The sequence below is a fragment of the Citrobacter freundii complex sp. CFNIH2 genome, from assembly GCF_002880615.1.
Taxonomy (GTDB): Bacteria; Pseudomonadota; Gammaproteobacteria; order Enterobacterales; family Enterobacteriaceae; genus Citrobacter_A; species Citrobacter_A amalonaticus_F.
Genome location: NZ_CP025757.1, coordinates 827,066 through 846,008 on the forward strand (window position 1 = coordinate 827,066; position 18,943 = coordinate 846,008).

Genomic DNA, 18,943 nt, shown 5'->3' on the forward strand with positions numbered 1-18,943 from the left:
ATGACGACCTTTCTTATCACCAGCGGGATCTGTCGTGCAGAGTCAGGTGATGATGCGCTTCCGCCGCCACCCGATGCCCGCGCTATCGATCAGCAAGCGGTTTTTCATCTGGCGCTGATTGTGAACCATTACGATACGCAGCGGGTGGTGCCAGTGATACAGCGGGCAGGGGAGTTCTACGTCAGCCGGGACGATTTGCAGCAGGCCGGACTTCCCGCCGAACACCTTCCGCAGGGCGAGGTGAATGTTTCGCGCTTACCGCAGGTCAACGCGCAATACGACAGCAGTGGACAGCGTCTGCTACTGAGCGTACCGCAGGACTGGCTACCCGAACGCGCAACGCCATTTGGCGGTGAGGCCACGGCAAACGACGCGCGCAATGGCAGCGGCGCGCTGCTCAATTACGATTTCTACAGCAGCCACACGCAAAACGGCGACAGCCAGGCTTCCATCTGGCACGAGTTGCGCTTCTTTAACGATGCTGGTTCGCTCTCGTCAACGGGCTACGTGCGACAAAATCTGGCCGGGAACGACGATCAGCAGGACGGATACGTGCGCTACGACACCGTGTTCACCGCGCCCCATGAGACCGATGCGACGCAATGGCGGGTGGGTGATGTGATAAGCGATGCCCTGAGCTGGAGTAACAGCGTGCGGGTGGGCGGCGTGTCGTGGGGGCGCGACTTCTCGTTGCGTCCGGATCTGGTGACCTGGCCCTTGCCGGAATTCTCCGGTGAAGCCGCGGTGCCCACCGCGGTGGATCTGTTTATCAACGGCTACCGGGCCGGTTCAACGGAGCTTCAGCCGGGGCCGTTTACGCTCACCAACCTGCCCTACATTAATGGCGCCGGCGATGCGGTGCTGGTCACTCGCGACGCGCTGGGCCGCCAGGTGAGCACGACTTTACCGTTTTATGTCGCCAGTAATCTGCTCAAAACAGGCATCAGCGACGGCGCGATCACCCTGGGCAGCCTGCGCCGCAATTACGGCATCGACAATTTTGACTACGGTCCGGCGGTCGGCAGCGCGAGCTACCGCTACGGGGTGAACGATTATCTGACGCTTGAAGGGCACGTTGAGGGCGCGGAAGCACTGGCGCTGGGTGGCGTGGGGTCGCTGGTCAAACTGGGGCGACTGGGTGTGGTGAATGGCGCATGGACGGAAAGCCGAATGCGCGGCAACAGCGGTAATCAGATTAACTGGGGCTATCAGTACAGTACCGCTGAATTCAGCGTGGCCACCCAGCACTCGCGGCGTGAGCGCGGATTTGGCAACCTGGCGCTGTACGATCAGACTCCGCTGGTGGATAACGACAACCAGCCGCTGGCCTCGTTGAGCCAGCGCAGCGACCAGTATTCGCTGACGTTCAACATGGGCGAATTTGGCAATGTCGGTGCGGCCTGGATTGGGATCCGCAGTTTTGACTCGCAGAAAACAGAACTGCTGAATCTCTCCTGGAGCCGGAATCTGTGGGGAAGCAGCAGTCTTTATCTGTCGGCAAGTCGCGACAATCAACAAGGGGACTGGACGCTGGCGATGTCGGTGCAAATCCCGCTCGGCGAACGGGACAGCGCGGCGGTGTCGATGGAAAAAACGCCCGATGCCGGTCAGACCCAGCGCATCAATTATAATCACTCGATGCCAACCGACGGTGGGTTTAGCTGGAACCTGGCCTGGGCGCGACAGTCTCAGGCGCGGGATTACCAGCAGGCGACGCTGGGCTGGCGTAACCGGAATATCGAATTACAAGGGGGAACTTACGGCGAAGGCAATGCCATGACCTGGTGGGGCGAGGCGATGGGATCGCTGGTCCTTATGGAAAACCAGCTGTTTGCCGCTAATAAAATCAACGATGCTTTTGTGCTGGTCAGTACCGACGGGCATCCTGATGTTCCGGTCAATTACGAAAACCAGCCGGTCGGTCACACTAACGATCAGGGCTATTTGCTGATCAGCGGCGTCTCCGCCTACTACCCGGCGAGTTACAGCATTAACACGCTCAATCTGCCTGCCGATACCCGCCTGAAAGAGACCGAACGTAAAGTGGCGCTGCGTCGCCAGAGCGGATATCTGGTTGATTTCCCGATGGAGCAGGAGCGGGTGGCAAGCGTTATTTTGCATGACGAAAACGGGCATGCGCTGCCGGTGGCAAGCCAGGTCATGCGGGATAATAAATCGCCCGCCGTGGTCGGCTACGACGGGATCGTCTGGCTGGAGAATCTCGATGGCGTGAATCCGCTGCGGGTCGTCACGCCCGACGGAAAGCGTTACGAAACCGCCTTCTCGCTGACCGCCAATCCCGAACATAAACTCCAGACCTACGGGCCGTTGATCTGTCGTCAGGGGGCCGGATGATCGGACGTGTGCTGTTGTTGCTATTACTGACGGCTGCGCCGGGGGCCTGGGCTGCCTGTAGCGTGAGTACCACGGCGGGGGCCTTCGGCAGCGTCTCCTCGTTTACCGTCAACAGCACGGAACAGGCGACCAGCGCCAATCTGCTGGTGCAATGCGACGTGGTGTTGGGGTTACTGAATAACGATACGGTGACGCTGACTTATACCGGGGCGACGGTGTCAACAGGCACCCGCGCCAACCTCAAGCGCACGGACAATACCACCGTGACGGATGTGGTGCCGGTGCGCCTGTGCGGTCAGTCCGGCTGCGCCAGCAACAGCGAGATTGCCATCGGCGGCAGCTATACCTGGAGTGGCAGCACGTTATTAGCGCTGTTAGGTTCCACGCGCTTTACGTTACCGCTTTTCTTTCGTACCAGTACCGGGCAGAACGTCAGCGCCGGGCCGTATCAGGTGACACTCAATTTCAACGTTTATTACAACATCTGTCAGGTGGGAGCGCTGGGGCTGTGTGTCACTACGCAAACCAATACGGTCGCCACCACAATACAGCTTAACCTGACGGTGACCAATGACTGCATCACCATTAACGCGCCGAACGTCAATTTCGGCAGTGCGCCGCTGGTCAAAAATTTTCCCGCCATTTCGCAGGCGGTTTCTATTACCTGTACCAAGGGCAGTACCTACACGGTAGGCATTAATAACGGCAGTTATGCCAACGGTAATGTGCGCAATATGGCGAGCGGCAACAACCGCCTGAGCTACGAAATTTACAAAGCGAGCACCGCCAACCGCTGGGGGAGCGTCGGTACGGAACGTTGGGCCAGCAGCGCCTCATCCTCTACCAGCAGCGACGGTCTGCTGCGAACCTACAACTACACCGCCAGAGTGTTACCCACCCAATCCACGCCTCCCGCCGGGACTTACACCGACACGGTGGTGGTGGATATCGCCTTCTGACCTGGATTTCCCTTTCGCAAACGTAAAGTTCTTATCAAGGGTGCCGATAACGTTGTTAACTCGTTTTCAGGAAGGTGCCTTATGTTTAACCGTATCCGCGTTGTCACAATGCTGATGATGGTGCTGGGGGTTTTCGCACTGCTACAGCTTGTCTCTGGTGGTTTGCTGTTTTCGTCTTTACAGCAGAATCAAAAAAGTTTTGTTATTTCCAACGATCTACGCCAACAGCAGAGTGAACTGACCTCGACATGGGATCTGATGCTGCAAACACGTATCAACCTCAGTCGTTCCTCTGCACGCATGATGATGGACGCCAACAATCAGCAGAGTAGCGCAAAAAACGATCTGCTGAAGAGCGCGAAAAATTCTCTCACTCAGGCGGCGGAGCACTACGCCAGGTTTAAATCTATCGATCCGCTGCCAGAGATGGCGGAGGTCAGCAGCAATGTGGACGAAAAATATCAGAAATATTTTGCCGGATTAACCGAACTGGTGCAGTTCCTGGAAAGCGGCAACATGGATGCGTTTTTCGCGCAACCCACGCAGGGAATGCAAAACGGACTCGGCGACGCGAAGAGTAAGTACGCCAGCGTCAGCGAAAAACTCTATCGCCAGGCATTTGATGAAAGCGCGCGCGACTACCAGTTTGCGCAGTGGCAACTTGCCATTCTGGCGGTGGCGCTGGTGCTGATCCTGGTGGTGGTGTGGTACGGCATTCGTCACACCCTGCTCAACCCGCTATCCCGGGTCATCGCCCATATTCGCGAAATCGCCGGCGGCAATCTGACCAACACCCTGACCGTCGCCGGACGTAATGAGATTGGCGAACTGGCAAGCAGCGTTGATCACATGCAGCGCTCGCTGGTGGAAACCGTCACCCAGGTGCGCGAAGGCTCCGATGCCATCTACTCCGGTACCACGGAAATCGCCACCGGTAACACCGATCTTTCATCGCGGACCGAACAACAGGCGTCGGCGCTGGAAGAGACGGCGGCCAGCATGGAAGAGTTGACCGCGACGGTGAAACAGAACGCCGACAATGCCCGACAGGCGTCGCAACTGGCGCAGAGCGCGTCGGAAACCGCGCAGCACGGCGGCAAAGTGGTGGATAACGTCGTCAAAACGATGCATGAAATTGCCGGTAGCTCGAAGAAAATTGCCGACATTATCAGCGTGATCGACGGTATTGCCTTCCAGACCAACATCCTGGCGCTGAACGCCGCGGTGGAAGCCGCGCGAGCAGGCGAACAGGGGCGTGGCTTTGCGGTGGTCGCTGGTGAAGTACGTAACCTGGCCAGTCGCAGTGCGCAGGCGGCAAAAGAGATCAAAGCGCTGATTGAAGATTCTGTTTCCCGCGTGGATACCGGCTCCGTGCTGGTCGAAAGCGCGGGCGAGACCATGAACGATATCGTCAATGCGGTGACCCGCGTGACCGACATTATGGGCGAAATTGCCTCGGCTTCTGATGAACAAAGCCGCGGTATCGATCAGGTGGCGCTGGCGGTTTCTGAAATGGACCGCGTGACGCAGCAAAACGCCTCGCTGGTTCAGGAATCCGCAGCCGCCGCGGCCGCGCTGGAAGAACAGGCCAGCCGTCTGACGATGGCGGTATCCGCATTTCGCCTTGCCGCGCGTCCTTATGCGGTAAAAACCAAAGAAGAACGGACTTCTGCTGACGCGCCTCGCAGCGCGCAGAAGCCCTCGTTAAGCATGGAGCACGATACTAACTGGGAAACATTTTGACCGAAATTTAACACTGCGGCCGTTGCCGCCTGATGGGAGCGTTGATGTTTAATCGTATTCGAATCTCGACCACGCTGTTTTTGATTTTGATCCTCTGCGGTGTATTGCAGATTGGCAGTAATGGCTTGTCTTTCTGGGCATTTCGGGACGGTTTTCAGAGCCTGAATCAGGTCGAGCAGAGTAATCAGCAACGCGCGGCGCTGGCGCAAACGCGCACCGTTTTATTACAGGCGAGTACCGCCCTCAACAAGGCCGGGACATTAACGGCGCTGAGCTATCCGCCCGATGACATCAAAAGCCTGATGGTCATCGCGCGCGAAAGCCTGGCGCAGTCCGGCTCGCTGTTTAACAGCTTCAGGGCGATAGAGGCGAATACCCAGGAGGGGAAAGCCTTGCAGGACGCAGCGGAGAAAAGCTTCACCCAGTGGCACAGCGATCTGGAGCATCAGGCCACCTGGCTTGAGAATAACCAGCTGTCAGACTTTCTGACCGCGCCGGTGCAGGCTTCGCAGGATGCCTTTGATGTGAACTTCAACGCCTGGCAGCAGAACATTAACCATGTGCTGGTGGTGGCGGGGCAACAGAGTAAAAACAATTACCACATGTCGGCGGCGATTTTTATCAGCATGGTGATTATTGCCGCGCTGTTAACTACCGGAGCACTGTACTGGTCGCGCAAAATGATCGTCCAGCCGCTGGCGATTGTCGGCAGCCATTTTGACAGCATTGCCGAGGGTAACCTGGCGCGACCGATTGCGGTTTACGGACGTAATGAGATTTCGGCGATCTTTGCCAGCCTGAAGGCGATGCAACAGGCGCTGCGGGAAACCGTCAGCGACGTGCGTCAGGGCAGTCTGGCGATGCATACCGGGATTTCTGAAATCGCGATGGGCAATAACGATCTCTCCTCACGCACCGAGCAGCAGGCGGCGTCATTGGCGCAGACGGCGGCCAGCATGGAGCAGTTGACGGCTACCGTTGGTCAGAACGCCGACAATGCGCGCCAGGCTTCCGGGCTGGCAAAAAGCGCCGCCGATACGGCGAAGACCGGCGGCGAGCAGACCAGCAAAGTCGCCAGTACGATGCAGGCGATTGCCGCCAGTTCGCAAAAGATTGGCGACATCATTGGCGTGATCGATGGTATTGCCTTCCAGACCAACATTCTGGCGCTCAACGCGGCGGTTGAAGCAGCGCGAGCTGGCGAACAGGGGCGTGGATTTGCCGTGGTAGCCGGAGAAGTGCGTAACCTCGCGAGTCGCAGCGCCCAGGCGGCGAAAGAGATTAAAGGGTTGATTGAAGAGTCGGTGAACCGTGTCCACCAGGGATCGCAACTCGTCGATACGGCTGCCCACACCATGACGGAAATCGTGAGTTCGGTCACCCGGGTCAACGACATCATGGGCGAGATTGCCTCGGCGTCAGACGAACAGCGCAGAGGGATCGAGCAGGTGGCGCAGGCGGTCACTCAGATGGATCAGGTGACGCAACAGAACGCCGCACTGGTGGAAGAAGCAGCCGCCGCGACCGACCAACTCGCGCATCAGGCCGACACGCTGTCCGCCCGCGTGGCAGTATTCAAACTTGAAGAACAGGTTGTAACACACCAAGAATCGGCACCGCCACAGGCTGTGCCCGTTGTATCCTGAATGTGATTGAGAAGGCGCTATGACATCATCTCTGCCCAACGGGCAAACGTCATTATTGTTACAGATGACCCAGCGCCTTGCGCTGTCCGACGCGCACTTTCGTCGGATATGTCAATTAATCTACCAGCGCGCGGGGATCGTGCTGGCGGACCACAAGCGGGATATGGTTTACAACCGCCTGGTCCGTCGTCTGCGTACGCTGGGGCTGGATGATTTTGGTCACTATCTCAGCGTGCTGGAAGCGAATCAAAGCAGCGCAGAGTGGCAGGCTTTTATCAATTCGTTAACCACTAACCTGACCGCCTTCTTCCGCGAAGGGCACCATTTTCCGGTACTGGCGGAAAGCGCCCGTCGTCACAGCGGAGAATACCGGGTCTGGAGCGCAGCGGCATCGACCGGTGAAGAACCGTACAGTATCGCCATTACGCTGGCCGATACGCTGGGGACGGCACCGGGGCGCTGGAAGGTGTTTGCCAGCGATATCGACACCGAAGTACTGGAAAAGGCCCGCAGCGGGATTTATCGGCTGGACGAACTGAAGACCCTGTCGCCGCAGCAGCTCCAGCGCTATTTCATGCGCGGAACTGGTCCTCATGATGGGCTGGTGCGTGTGCGTCAGGAACTGGCAAGCCACGTCGAGTTTTCCGTGATTAACCTGCTCGATAAGCAGTACAACGTGCCGGGACCATTCGACGCCATTTTCTGCCGCAATGTGATGATCTATTTCGATAAAACGACGCAGCAGGACATCCTGCGCCGTTTTGTCCCTCTTCTTAAGCCTGATGGTCTGCTGTTTGCCGGGCATTCAGAGAACTTTAGTAACCTCGTGCGCGACTTTAGCCTGCGCGGGCAAACGGTTTATGCGCTAAGTAAGGGTAAAGCATGAGTAAAATCAGGGTATTGTCGGTCGATGATTCTGCATTGATGCGCCAAATCATGACCGAAATTATTAACAGCTATAGCGACATGGAGATGGTGGCAACCGCACCCGATCCGCTCGTCGCCCGGGATTTGATCAAGAAATACAACCCTGACGTGCTGACGCTGGACGTTGAAATGCCGCGGATGGACGGCCTCGATTTTCTTGAAAAGCTGATGCGGCTGCGTCCGATGCCGGTGGTGATGGTGTCGTCGCTGACGGGGAAAGGGTCGGAAGTGACGCTGCGGGCGCTGGAACTGGGGGCGATCGATTTTGTCACTAAGCCGCAGTTGGGGATCCGCGAAGGGATGCTGGCCTACAGCGAGATGATTGCGGAGAAAGTGCGCACGGCGTCACGCGCACGTCTGACCGCCCATAAACCGCTTGCGGCGCCGGTCACCTTAAAGGCGGGACCGCTGCTCAGTTCGGAAAAGCTGATTGCGATTGGTGCCTCGACGGGCGGCACTGAGGCGATTCGCCATGTGCTGCAGCCGCTGCCGCTCTCCAGTCCGGCGGTCATTATTACGCAGCATATGCCGCCCGGTTTTACCCGCTCGTTTGCCGAGCGTCTGAACAAGCTGTGTCAGATAGCCGTGAAAGAGGCGGAGGACGGCGAACGTGTTCTGCCAGGCCATGCCTACATTGCACCGGGCGATAAACACATGGAGCTGGCGCGCAGCGGGGCAAACTATCAAATCAAAATTCATGACGGCCCGCCGGTTAACCGGCACCGGCCGTCTGTGGATGTGCTGTTTCATTCGGTAGCGATTCATGCGGGGCGCAACGCCGTCGGGGTGATCCTGACGGGAATGGGCAACGACGGCGCCGCCGGAATGTTAGCGATGCACCAGGCGGGCGCCTGGACGATTGCGCAAAATGAAGCAAGTTGTGTGGTGTTCGGCATGCCGCGCGAAGCCATCAATATGGGTGGCGTCAGCGAAGTGGTCGATCTTAGTCAGGTTAGCCAGCAGATGCTGGCGAAAATCAGTGCCGGACAGGCAATACGTATTTGAATCAGGAGTAATTTTTTATGGCGGATAAAGAGCTTAAGTTTTTGGTTGTGGATGACTTTTCCACCATGCGTCGCATCGTGCGTAACCTGCTTAAGGAATTGGGATTTAACAACGTGGAAGAGGCCGAAGATGGCGCGGATGCGTTGAATAAACTGCAGGCAGGTGGGTTTGGCTTTGTCATTTCCGACTGGAACATGCCGAACATCGACGGTCTTGAGTTGCTGAAAACCATTCGCGCGGACGGCGGGATGTCCTCACTGCCGGTGCTGATGGTGACGGCAGAAGCGAAGAAAGAGAACATCATCGCCGCAGCGCAGGCCGGTGCCAGCGGCTACGTGGTGAAACCGTTCACCGCGGCGACGCTGGAAGAAAAACTCAATAAAATCTTTGAGAAACTGGGCATGTAAGGGGCTGACCATGATGCAACCATCGATTAAACCCGTAGATGAACATTCTGCCGGGGATATCATTGCCCGCATTGGTAGCCTGACCCGCATGCTGCGTGACAGTCTGCGCGAACTGGGACTGGACCAGGCCATCGCCGAAGCGGCAGAAGCCATTCCCGATGCCCGTGACCGTCTGGACTATGTGGTACAGATGACCGCGCAGGCGGCTGAGCGCGCCCTGAACAGCGTTGAAGCTTCTCAGCCGCATCAGGACGAAATGGAGAAAGGGGCGAAGGCGCTGAGCAAGCGTTGGGATGAGTGGTTTGAAAACCCGATTGAACTCTCTGACGCCCGCGAGCTGGTGACGGACACCCGAAAATACCTCGGCGATGTGCCCGGGCATACCAGTTTTACCAACGCGCAGTTGCTCGACATCATGATGGCGCAGGACTTCCAGGATCTGACCGGTCAGGTGATCAAGCGCATGATGGATGTGATTCAGGAGATCGAACGTCAGCTACTGATGGTACTGCTGGAAAATATCCCGGAGCAGGGTTCCCGACCTAAACGCGAAAGCGACAGCCTGCTCAATGGCCCGCAGGTTGATACCAGTAAAGCCGGTGTGGTGGCAAGCCAGGACCAGGTGGACGATTTGCTGGATAGCCTGGGGTTCTGATATGACAATGGCCCGCTTGCGGGCCATTTTGCTTAACAAGCCAGACTACTTGATGTCCATTTTTACCGTCACATTGCCTTCAAAATTACCACCGGCAGGGATATTATCCGTGGTCGCCACTGGAGCTGCCTGCATTTTTATCGAACCATTTCCCTGCGAGTCCAGCGTTACAGGAAACTCAGCGCTACCATCCAGACGAATACTGTTGCTGTTACTGTCGTACATCCGCACCCCGATGTCATCACGATCGACCATTTTGGCGATAAGACCGCTTTCTCCATCGCTGACGCCCTGGTCGGCTGACAATGAGAGTTTGATCTTATCCGAGTTACTCACCGCTGCGCTATCACAGTGGAAGGTAATGTCGACATTTTTAAGCGCATAGCCCTGTGGTGGAATCCCCTGGTGAACGAAGTTTGTGCTAATCACATTACCCAGTGCGATATCAATAGTGCTTCCCGCGTTGATGGTACAGCCTAACGGGGCACTTAAGGTGCCGGAAAGTAAGATATTCGACACGGGTTGCGAAAGGCTGGCCGAGCAACCGCCTCCGGAATAGATACAGACTGCAGTCTGTATCACCACCGTTTCGGGTATCGTTTCCACGCCCAGGATCGGCGATTTGATGTAAAACCTTGCCGACATCATGCTCCACAAAAACTGTCGCTGCGGCGTTCCCGGAACGGGTTGAGTTCCCGGCCTGCAAACCGAGCTTTCTGATTCTATGGACGTATTTGGTTCTGCTTTTGCTATCGGTGACGATGATGGATAAGTGTTAATGGGGATATAGATGGCAGTCGCATTCTCGGTATCGGTATAGGCATCAACGTCAATATCCAGTTTATCGGTCAGATAGCCGTATCCTGTGGTTGAACCACTGCGTAGCGGCGTTGTGACGTAAACAATATCCGAGATGACCGAATTGCCTGTGAGCGCCGCCGTGCAATCACATTGCGCTGTTAATGGGGCGCCACTTCCGAGCACAGAGTTGAGCATGGCGATAGACTTACCCTGCTGATTCTCCGTTGAGCTCAGCTCGTCGCTTCCGTTGACGTAGTAATTTTCCGGCGCCTGAAAACAATTTTTGAGCACGATATTCGTTGCATGGCAGGAAATGTTCGTAGCAAAAAGGGCCGTTAACACGACCCTGAGCATTAACAGGACATAGCGTCTATAAATCATGTACCGCTCCCTGGCTGGCACAGGGCGTTTAAGATCTTAATTTTCCCTGGACTGGCGTTCTGTGTTGGTGAAAGAAACTGAATGTGGGCAACACAACGTTGCTGTGAGGACGTTCCCCACTGAATGTTCACCTGGGCGTTATCTGCGACGCCGGACAGGTAAAGCAGGCCCCGATCGTCAACGATTCCACTGCTTTGTTTATCGGTAGACATTGCCATTGCGCCAAAGGGGACGGGATGGCCATCGGGTAGCGTTAGCGTCAACAGTACGCGATAGCCGGTATGCGCCGCGAAGTGCGCCTCCACGGCAGCATTGCGTGAAGGGACGACTGTCACCGCGGTATCGCTGCTGTCGACGTCATCCGGCAATGAGGTAGTGTTCAGGCCGATTCTGTTTTCCTGATAGGCCGCAAGTGAAGGAATAATGGCGTTTCCCCACCAGTCGGTACGAATGCCGTATTGATTCTGGAATTTGATCCCGGAAGCGCCATCGGCATTGACGATGGCGAACTGATTACCGAGCGGTTGGGAGAGCGTCACGCCATGCGGATGGGCAACTACAGCACCGCTTGCGCCATAGCTTAACTGCCGACTCCCGCCTGATGCGCTGTAATATCCTGCGTTTAGCGTACTGAAAGGTGAACGCCAGTTGGTGGAAAAGTTGCTGCTGTCGGCAGGCGAGCGATTGCTGCGGCTTTGTTGAATGTTGTAGCTCAGGCTGCGATCGTCCAACAACGTGCCATTTAACCCAACGTTCTGCGTTGTTGCGCCGTCTTTATTGTTGCTGATGTCATAGCTAACCCAGCTTTCCGCTAACCAATTGCTCAATGGAATGCTGATCCCTGCGGAAACGACTCTGTCACTGTTACCGCCCTGTGAGTCATTCCAGCTCAGATTCATATGATAGCTAAAGTAGCGGAACTGATAGCTGGCACCCGCGTTGATATTCTGCTCTTTCTTGTTGGTTCCCCAGTAATCCTGCTGATAACCGCTGACGTAAAATGTACCGCCGGCTACAGGCTGGTTGATACTGAGCTGTAGCCGATTTCGCTTGTTGTAATCATCACTCCAGTTATCCTGATCGTCATGATTATCGAGATGATTTGCATCTGCAAACGAGTAATACCCGCTGCTGGAGTGACGATAGCTGGCAAGGGTAAAGTAGGTCTGCGTCGCTTCGATATTCGAGGTGTACAGCAATCGCCAGGATTGCCCCTGATGATCCTCTCCGTCCTCCGGAGACGTTTTTGCCACGGTAACGTCGGCAGAAAGGCTCCCGAACTGCCCCAGATTGACTCCGGCACCAGCCACCGCTGCCGTGTAATTTGGGGCAAAAGTGGTACCGCCATAGACGGTCACTGTGTTGTTGACACCATAAATTGCAGAGCCCTGGGCGAACGCCGGTTCGCTATCACCGCTGCTGTTGTCAGCCCGATAGCGTCCGGCGGTGGCTTCGAATCGGAGATGTGATGGTCGCTGCATCAGAGCGACGCTTGAGCAAGGCTGGGTGAACTGATGTTCGGTACCGTCAGCTTCTTTGATCGTGACCTCCATATCACCGCTGCTGGAGGTGGCATACAGGTCACTGATTTCAAATGCACCGGGCGGGACGTTGGACTGATAAATGATGTAGCCATTTTGCCTGATGGTGACGACGGCATTGGACATCGCTGTGCCGCGAACGACCGGTGCAAACCCGCGTTCGCTGGTGGGTAGCATATCCTCATCGGAGGCCAGGTTGATGCCGCTGTACTGGAGGCTGTCAAAGACTTCACCTTTGGTGCTACTTTGCCCGCCTGTCAGTTGAGCTTTCAGGATGCGAACATCATGCTGTACCCAACTGGCGATGTTCTGCCAGGTGTTATCGCGACTCGTATGATTCCACGTGGAGTAATTGCGTACCCGCCAACCGCCAAGATTAGCGCCGCTGCGGAGATTCATATACTGGCTATTGTCGGCATTATTCGATCCCGAATTTTCATGACCACTGAATGTGTAATCGCTGAAAACGACGGGAATACCGTTATCCCATCGGGATTGATCAACAAAGCCAGCGCTGTGCTGTTCAAGGGATTTTTGCGGCAGGCTCAGATCGAGCGTCTGGGTGGAAAAATTAAACACCGAACTTGCCGCCGGAATATACCAGCCGAGAGGATGTGGGAGTGGGGCATCCGGCGGCAGTTTCAGCAGTTCCGGGTAGTCATCCACTTTTATTCCCCATTTGCGCAGTATGGCCGGGGATAGCTGGGCTTCAAGTGCGCCATCCGCGCCATTGATGTAGTTCAGTTCACGTTGTTCCAGCCGCTGGTTATTCAGCCTGACATACGTAGGATATCGGCCGGGAAGCTGCGCTTTAGGATTTGAGAAAATCGACAGATCGGAGATGGTCGATGTGACATCACTGTCCACCGCAGTAGGTGAAAAGTAAAAATCTCTGGCATATAGCAAATCGGAGGCTATTAACAGCACTCCACCCAGGCAGGGAAGCCAGGCGGGCGCTTTTAATGATACAGCCAGCCACCGTTGATTAATCATCTGTATTCGCTACTCCTACTTAAGCGAAAATGAGAATTTTTCGCTGGCATTGCCGTAATCGCTGATGCAGCGCCAGGTGACGGTTTGGCTTGCGGTATTGGCGGGAAGGTGGAGCGCAACAGTACTGGCTGGAGAGACGGTGTCGGCCCCCGGAATGGCGGTATTTGCCATAAATAAAGAATCGAACACGATGTAGTAGTTTGAATTGTTGTTAACGCGTAACGTTTTCCCGTCACGAGTGAAGGTTAGATTACGGCAGGCTTCAGTGGGTGTACCCTTCAATCCTTGCGGGCGGAAAAATAATTTCAATCGGGTTTTGTAAATCAGGCGCAACATGTTTGAATCTTTATTCGCCTTATCGCTGGCCGGAATGGTCCTTACGTTGATATAGAACAGCGATTCTCTGTTTTCTGGTAGCGGAACGCCGGACCAGATAATACGGAGGCTTTGTTCTTTTTGCGGGTCGAGACGAAACAGTGGTGGGGTAATAATAAAAGGCCCACGCGTCTTTCCGTCACCGGTATCAACCCAGGATTGAACCAACCAGGGGGTGTCTGCGCCTTTATTTATGATGGGTAATGCTTCCTCCTTATCATTCGCATTATAAATAACACGAGTTCTTCCTATTTGAACTCCGCCCGCATGAGCAGCGCTGATACCGCCAGAAAATACGAAAACGACAATGAGAAGCTGTAATAATTTGCGCATATAGTGTCCTGATAAAACAAATCATGATCTGTGGCGGGACAGATCATGATCCCTGATTTGAAACCATGGTTATCCAATTAGAAACAGTATTTCCAATTATCGATAAAGAAGATTTACCACCATATCTGCATCGGCAGGGCCAGCAGTTACCGGGATGGCGTAAGCAACGTAGCAGGCAAAAAAGTCCTGTGATATTTGTGTATCAGTGGCAGGTGGCAAATCAATATAAATCTGCTCATCCGTGCCATCGAGCTTGAGCTTACTGGTTGAGGATTCCAGGCCGAGGTTAATGGCAATCCCGATGTTGGTGGCCGCAGTATCACCTGCATCCTCGGTTGTTATTTTACTGACCTGTAACAGTTCTGGATGACTCGTAACGGTTGGGCCGGTAAAGGTCATTTGAACTCTGTCCAGGGAGGATGTTGGCGTTGGACAGTTATTTAAAGTAATTGTGAATGATGTGCCGGTGGCCTCCGCTCCGACAACAGGAAAGTCAGTGGTCGGGAAGGAACCTAATGTGACCGTTTGTTCGCCGCCATTATCAAACTCACAGCTAGGCACAATCACGCTGCCGGTGAAGTGGATGGTCGCCGAGGGTATCGTGTCTTCCGCGTATACGGTTGTTACTGAAAGTGCTAATATCAAACTTGAAAGTAACGTTATTTTTCTGGTCATGAGTACGTCGTCCTTAGTTGCATAATGCCAGTGCGGATTTATATTAGCTTCATTGTCCTTAGAACAAGGGGGGCTAATACGCGAATAATATAGTTATTAAAATAAAGTGTGAAATCATTTAAATATAATGCTGATTGATTTTAATTGTCCAATAATTACCGCTATCAATGTAATTGATGCGGGAGATGGGTTTTGTTGTGATATCTTTTTGTGTTATTTAATTATGCGTTATCTGGTACCACATTTTATGTGGCTATTTGTTCTTTTTATCATCATTTTGTGGTGAAATAGGTTAATTCCTTTTTTTTGTCAGACTCTGCGGCTGAAAGTAAAGAAAATAAAGGTCCAAAAATAAGCTTTGATGAATTCTGTTACAGGGCAGCGTCTAAGGTGAAGCCAGCAAAAAGAGGGTGTTCCCCCCTCTGTTCCCCGCATTGCTTCGCGCCTGGAAAGGCAAAATGAGCCTATCGTAAATCATCACAGATGCAGGCCGTGGCGGACGAAAGCGAGAGCGACGACAAAACAGAAGCCCCCACACCCCACCGACTTGAAAAAGCGCGGGAAGAGGGGCAGATCCCCCGTTCCAGAGAACTGACGTCACTGCTAATTTTGCTGGTGGGCGTCTGCATTATCTGGATTGGCGGCGAGTCGCTGGCCAGACGGTTATCGGGCATGCTGTCGGCAGGACTGCGTTTTGACCATAGCATGGTCAATGATCCCAACCTGATCCTCGGGCAAATCATTCTGCTGATTAAAGAAGCGATGATCGCGCTGCTGCCACTGATCACCGGCGTCGTCGTGGTGGCGCTGATCTCGCCGGTTCTGCTCGGCGGTCTGGTCTTCAGCGGTAAATCGCTACAACCCAAATTTTCCAAGCTCAATCCGCTGCCTGGCATCAAACGCATGTTTTCCGCGCAGACCGGGGCGGAATTGTTGAAAGCCATCCTGAAATCCACGCTGGTGGGTAGCGTAACGGCGATGTATCTGTGGCATAACTGGCCGGAGATGATGCGTCTGATGGCGGAGTCTCCGCGCACGGCGATGGGCAATGCGCTGGATCTCGTTGGGCTGTGTGCGCTGCTGGTGGTGCTGGGGGTGATCCCAATGGTCGGATTTGACGTGATTTTCCAGATCATGAGCCATCTGAAAAAATTGCGCATGTCACGCCAGGATATCCGTGACGAATTTAAACAGAACGAAGGCGACCCTCATGTGAAGGGGCGTATCCGGCAGATGCAGCGTCAGGCGGCGAGTCGACGCATGATGAGTGATGTCCCCAATGCCGATGTCATCGTCACCAACCCGACTCACTATTCGGTGGCGCTGCAATACGACGAGAACAAGATGAGCGCGCCGAAAGTGGTAGCGAAAGGGGCCGGACTCGTGGCCCTGCGCATTCGTGAGATCGGCGCCGAGAACAAAATTCCCACGCTCGAAGCGCCGCCGCTGGCGCGTGCGCTTTATCGTCATGCTGAGATTGGTCAGCAGATCCCCGGACAACTGTACGCCGCCGTCGCGGAAGTGCTGGCCTGGGTGTGGCAGCTTAAACGCTGGCGACTCGCCGGTGGGGAACGTCCACCACAACCTGCAAATCTTCCAGTGCCTGAAGCCCTGGATTTTATGAACGAGAAGACTACCGATGGCTAATCTGGTTGCGATGCTGCGCCTGCCCAACAACATGAAATCCACGCAGTGGCAGATCCTTGCCGGGCCAATCCTCATCCTGCTGATCCTGTCGATGATGGTCCTGCCGTTGCCGGCGTTCATCCTCGACCTGTTGTTTACCTTTAACATCGCGCTGTCGATTATGGTACTGCTGGTGGCGATGTTCACCCAGCGCACGCTGGAGTTTGCCGCGTTTCCGACCATTCTGCTGTTCACCACGCTGTTGCGTCTGGCGCTGAACGTGGCTTCCACTCGTATCATTCTGATGGAAGGGCACACCGGCGCGGCGGCGGCGGGGAAGGTCGTTGAAGCGTTTGGCCACTTCCTGGTTGGCGGTAACTTTGCTATCGGTATCGTGGTGTTCGTTATTCTCGTCATCATCAACTTTATGGTCATCACTAAAGGTGCCGGGCGTATCGCTGAAGTGGGCGCGCGCTTCGTCCTCGACGGGATGCCGGGTAAGCAGATGGCGATTGACGCTGACCTTAATGCCGGTCTTATCGGTGAAGATGAGGCGAAAAAGCGTCGTTCTGAAGTGACTCAGGAAGCCGACTTCTACGGCTCGATGGACGGTGCGAGTAAGTTCGTTCGTGGCGACGCCATCGCCGGTATTCTGATTATGGTGATTAACGTCGTGGGCGGTCTGCTGGTGGGCGTGTTGCAACACGGGATGACCATGGGGCACGCAGCGGAAAGCTATACCCTGTTGACCATCGGTGATGGTCTGGTGGCACAGATCCCGGCGCTGGTGATTTCAACTGCGGCGGGTGTGATCGTTACCCGCGTCAGTACCGATCAGGATGTCGGCGAGCAGATGGTCGGGCAGTTGTTCAGCAACCCCAGCGTGATGTTGCTCAGCGCCGCCGTACTGGGTCTGCTGGGCCTGGTGCCGGGTATGCCAAACCTCGTCTTCCTGATGTTTACCGCCGCGCTGCTGGGACTGGCCTGGTGGATCCGGGGACGTGAACAGAAGGCGCCTGTCGAGCCACAACCGACTAAAGTTCCGGAAAACAACTCGGTGGTGGAAGCCACCTGGAATGATGTGCAACTGGAAGATTCTCTCGGCATGGAAGTGGGCTATCGTCTGATCCCGATGGTCGATTTTCAGCAGGACGGCGAACTGCTGGGCCGTATCCGCAGTATCCGTAAAAAGTTCGCCCAGGACATGGGCTTTCTGCCGCCGGTGGTGCACATCCGCGACAATATGGATCTGCAACCCGCGCATTACCGCATCCTGATGAAAGGGGTGGAGATTGGCAGCGGCGACGCCTATCCGGGGCGTTGGCTGGCGATCAACCCTGGCACGGCGGCGGGGACATTACCCGGCGAACAGACGGTTGACCCGGCATTTGGTCTGGACGCGATCTGGATTGAAAGTGCCTTAAAAGAGCAGGCGCAGATTCAGGGCTTTACCGTGGTGGAGGCCAGTACCGTGGTCGCCACCCATCTGAACCACCTGATTGGTCAGTATGCGGCGGAGCTGTTTGGTCGCCAGGAGGCGCAGCAACTGCTGGATCGCGTATCGCAGGAGATGCCGAAGCTGACCGAAGATTTAGTGCCGGGCGTGGTGACCCTGACCACGCTGCATAAAGTGTTGCAGAACCTGCTGGACGAAAAAGTGCCAATTCGCGATATGCGTACCATTCTGGAAACGCTGGCGGAACATGCACCGTTGCAGAGCGATCCGCATGAGCTCACGGCGGTGGTCCGCGTGGCGCTGGGGCGCGCTATCACCCAGCAGTGGTTCCCGGGTAATCATGAAGTCAGCGTGATTGGCCTTGACACCGCGCTCGAACGCCTGCTGCTGCAGGCACTCCAGGGCGGTGGTGGACTGGAGCCAGGCCTTGCCGATCGGCTGCTGGCGCAAACTCAGGAGGCGCTGTCCCGCCAGGAGATGCTGGGTGCGCCGCCGGTGCTGCTGGTTAACCATGCGTTGCGGCCATTGTTGTCGCGCTTCCTGCGCCGCAGCCTGCCGCAACTGGTGGTGCTGTCGAATATGGAACTGTCTGACAACCGTAACATCCGCATGACGGCAACCATTGGAGGTAAATAATGCGCAAACTGCTTTGGCTGTTACTCTTCCCGCTGGCGGTACAGGCTGCCGGGGAAGGGGCGTGGCAGGCCAGTAGTATCGGCATAACTCTGAATCATCGCGGTGTGTCGGCCTCGTCGTCACCGCTTTCATCCAGCCAGCCCGTCTCCGGCCTGATGACGCTGGTCGCCTGGCGATATGAGTTGAATGGCCCGACGCCTGCCGGTTTACGCGTGCGCTTATGCTCACAATCCCGCTGTGTAGAGATAGAAGGGCAGAGCGGCACCACGCAGGCATTTAACAACGTGCCCGCCGTTGAACCGCTGCGTTTCATCTGGGAAGTTCCCGGTGGCGGTCGTTTAATTCCTGCATTAAAAGTTCAGAGCAATCAGGTGATTGTGAACTATCGTTAACGGTTATTCTCCTCATCAGGCAGCACGGCAAACTGCT

The 18,943-nt window shown here is 55.4% G+C and carries 15 protein-coding genes; 11 read left to right on the forward strand and 4 right to left on the reverse strand.

From position 1 onward, the window contains the following. The 8 genes from WM46_RS04155 to cheZ all read left to right on the forward strand — a co-directional run bounded on the left by WM46_RS04155 (position 1) and on the right by cheZ (position 9,697). Positions 1–2,355 carry a fimbria/pilus outer membrane usher protein gene (locus tag WM46_RS04155; RefSeq protein WP_262360488.1) on the forward strand — a complete coding sequence of 785 codons (2,355 nt, stop codon included), beginning with the start codon at positions 1–3 and terminating at the stop codon, positions 2,353–2,355. Then, the gene (locus WM46_RS04160) at positions 2,352–3,314 is read left to right on the forward strand and encodes a spore coat protein U domain-containing protein (protein ID WP_187394441.1); all 963 of its coding nucleotides are present in this window, start codon (positions 2,352–2,354) and stop codon (positions 3,312–3,314) included. Before WM46_RS04155 ends, WM46_RS04160 begins: the two co-directional genes overlap by 4 nt. Positions 3,315–3,395: 81 nt before the next feature. Continuing rightward, positions 3,396–5,057 (forward strand): methyl-accepting chemotaxis protein II, encoded by a 1,662-nt coding sequence (gene tar / locus WM46_RS04165; RefSeq protein WP_102601509.1) that lies wholly within the window; start codon positions 3,396–3,398, stop codon positions 5,055–5,057. Positions 5,058–5,101: 44 nt separating this feature from the next. Further along, positions 5,102–6,703, forward strand: coding sequence for a methyl-accepting chemotaxis protein IV (tap, locus tag WM46_RS04170; protein WP_102601510.1), 1,602 nt, complete (start codon positions 5,102–5,104; stop codon positions 6,701–6,703). A 19-nt stretch (positions 6,704–6,722) separates the two neighbouring features. Further along, complete coding sequence (gene cheR, locus WM46_RS04175) at positions 6,723–7,589, forward strand: protein-glutamate O-methyltransferase CheR (protein WP_061077838.1); 867 nt, start codon at positions 6,723–6,725, stop codon at positions 7,587–7,589. Next, entirely contained in the window at positions 7,586–8,635 is a 1,050-nt protein-coding gene (locus tag WM46_RS04180) for a chemotaxis response regulator protein-glutamate methylesterase (protein WP_061077837.1), read from the forward strand. The genes cheR and WM46_RS04180 overlap by 4 nt, the downstream gene beginning before the upstream one ends. A gap of 17 nt (positions 8,636–8,652) precedes the next feature. After that, complete coding sequence (gene cheY / locus WM46_RS04185; RefSeq protein ID WP_042318379.1) at positions 8,653–9,042, forward strand: chemotaxis response regulator CheY; 390 nt, start codon at positions 8,653–8,655, stop codon at positions 9,040–9,042. A 10-nt stretch (positions 9,043–9,052) separates the two neighbouring features. Then, positions 9,053–9,697, forward strand: a complete 645-nt coding sequence (gene cheZ, locus WM46_RS04190) for a protein phosphatase CheZ (protein ID WP_061077836.1) — start codon at positions 9,053–9,055, stop codon at positions 9,695–9,697. A 45-nt stretch (positions 9,698–9,742) separates the two neighbouring features. Here cheZ and WM46_RS04195 read toward each other — a convergent pair whose 3' ends face one another. The 4 genes from WM46_RS04195 to WM46_RS04210 form a co-directional block, all read right to left on the reverse strand. Next, the gene (locus WM46_RS04195; RefSeq protein WP_061077835.1) at positions 9,743–10,879 is read right to left on the reverse strand and encodes a fimbrial protein; all 1,137 of its coding nucleotides are present in this window, start codon (positions 10,877–10,879) and stop codon (positions 9,743–9,745) included. Beyond that, entirely contained in the window at positions 10,876–13,413 is a 2,538-nt protein-coding gene (locus tag WM46_RS04200) for a fimbria/pilus outer membrane usher protein (protein WP_102601511.1), read from the reverse strand. The genes WM46_RS04195 and WM46_RS04200 overlap by 4 nt, the downstream gene beginning before the upstream one ends. Positions 13,414–13,428: 15 nt before the next feature. Beyond that, a complete protein-coding gene (locus tag WM46_RS04205) occupies positions 13,429–14,121 on the reverse strand; it encodes a molecular chaperone (protein WP_102601512.1) in 693 nt (230 codons plus the stop codon). Between the two features lie 96 nt (positions 14,122–14,217). Further along, positions 14,218–14,796, reverse strand: a complete 579-nt coding sequence (locus tag WM46_RS04210; protein WP_102601513.1) for a fimbrial protein — start codon at positions 14,794–14,796, stop codon at positions 14,218–14,220. Positions 14,797–15,279: 483 nt separating this feature from the next. On the opposite strand from WM46_RS04210, the gene flhB reads away from it, so the two are divergent. The 3 genes from flhB to flhe are packed head-to-tail and all read left to right on the forward strand — an operon-like array spanning position 15,280 to position 18,906. Next, a complete protein-coding gene (flhB, locus tag WM46_RS04215; protein ID WP_187394442.1) occupies positions 15,280–16,443 on the forward strand; it encodes a flagellar biosynthesis protein FlhB in 1,164 nt (387 codons plus the stop codon). After that, the gene (gene flhA, locus WM46_RS04220; protein ID WP_061077831.1) at positions 16,436–18,514 is read left to right on the forward strand and encodes a flagellar biosynthesis protein FlhA; all 2,079 of its coding nucleotides are present in this window, start codon (positions 16,436–16,438) and stop codon (positions 18,512–18,514) included. Before flhB ends, flhA begins: the two co-directional genes overlap by 8 nt. Beyond that, positions 18,514–18,906, forward strand: a complete 393-nt coding sequence (gene flhe / locus WM46_RS04225) for a flagellar protein FlhE (protein ID WP_061077830.1) — start codon at positions 18,514–18,516, stop codon at positions 18,904–18,906. The genes flhA and flhe overlap by 1 nt, the downstream gene beginning before the upstream one ends. The last annotated feature ends 37 nt before the right edge of the window (positions 18,907–18,943 follow it).

Coding starts and splice junctions, on each gene's coding strand:
- WM46_RS04160 (WP_187394441.1), top strand. CDS start 2,352: ATGATCGGACGTGTGCTGTTGTTGCTATTACTGACGGCTGCGCCGGGG.
- WM46_RS04155 (WP_262360488.1), top strand. CDS start 1: ATGACGACCTTTCTTATCACCAGCGGGATCTGTCGTGCAGAGTCAGGT.
- cheR (WP_061077838.1), top strand. CDS start 6,723: ATGACATCATCTCTGCCCAACGGGCAAACGTCATTATTGTTACAGATG.
- flhB (WP_187394442.1), top strand. CDS start 15,280: ATGCAGGCCGTGGCGGACGAAAGCGAGAGCGACGACAAAACAGAAGCC.
- flhe (WP_061077830.1), top strand. CDS start 18,514: ATGCGCAAACTGCTTTGGCTGTTACTCTTCCCGCTGGCGGTACAGGCT.
- tar (WP_102601509.1), top strand. CDS start 3,396: ATGTTTAACCGTATCCGCGTTGTCACAATGCTGATGATGGTGCTGGGG.
- WM46_RS04205 (WP_102601512.1), bottom strand. CDS start 14,121: ATGCGCAAATTATTACAGCTTCTCATTGTCGTTTTCGTATTTTCTGGC.
- WM46_RS04210 (WP_102601513.1), bottom strand. CDS start 14,796: ATGACCAGAAAAATAACGTTACTTTCAAGTTTGATATTAGCACTTTCA.
- tap (WP_102601510.1), top strand. CDS start 5,102: ATGTTTAATCGTATTCGAATCTCGACCACGCTGTTTTTGATTTTGATC.
- WM46_RS04195 (WP_061077835.1), bottom strand. CDS start 10,879: ATGATTTATAGACGCTATGTCCTGTTAATGCTCAGGGTCGTGTTAACG.
- flhA (WP_061077831.1), top strand. CDS start 16,436: ATGGCTAATCTGGTTGCGATGCTGCGCCTGCCCAACAACATGAAATCC.
- cheY (WP_042318379.1), top strand. CDS start 8,653: ATGGCGGATAAAGAGCTTAAGTTTTTGGTTGTGGATGACTTTTCCACC.
- WM46_RS04180 (WP_061077837.1), top strand. CDS start 7,586: ATGAGTAAAATCAGGGTATTGTCGGTCGATGATTCTGCATTGATGCGC.
- cheZ (WP_061077836.1), top strand. CDS start 9,053: ATGATGCAACCATCGATTAAACCCGTAGATGAACATTCTGCCGGGGAT.
- WM46_RS04200 (WP_102601511.1), bottom strand. CDS start 13,413: ATGATTAATCAACGGTGGCTGGCTGTATCATTAAAAGCGCCCGCCTGG.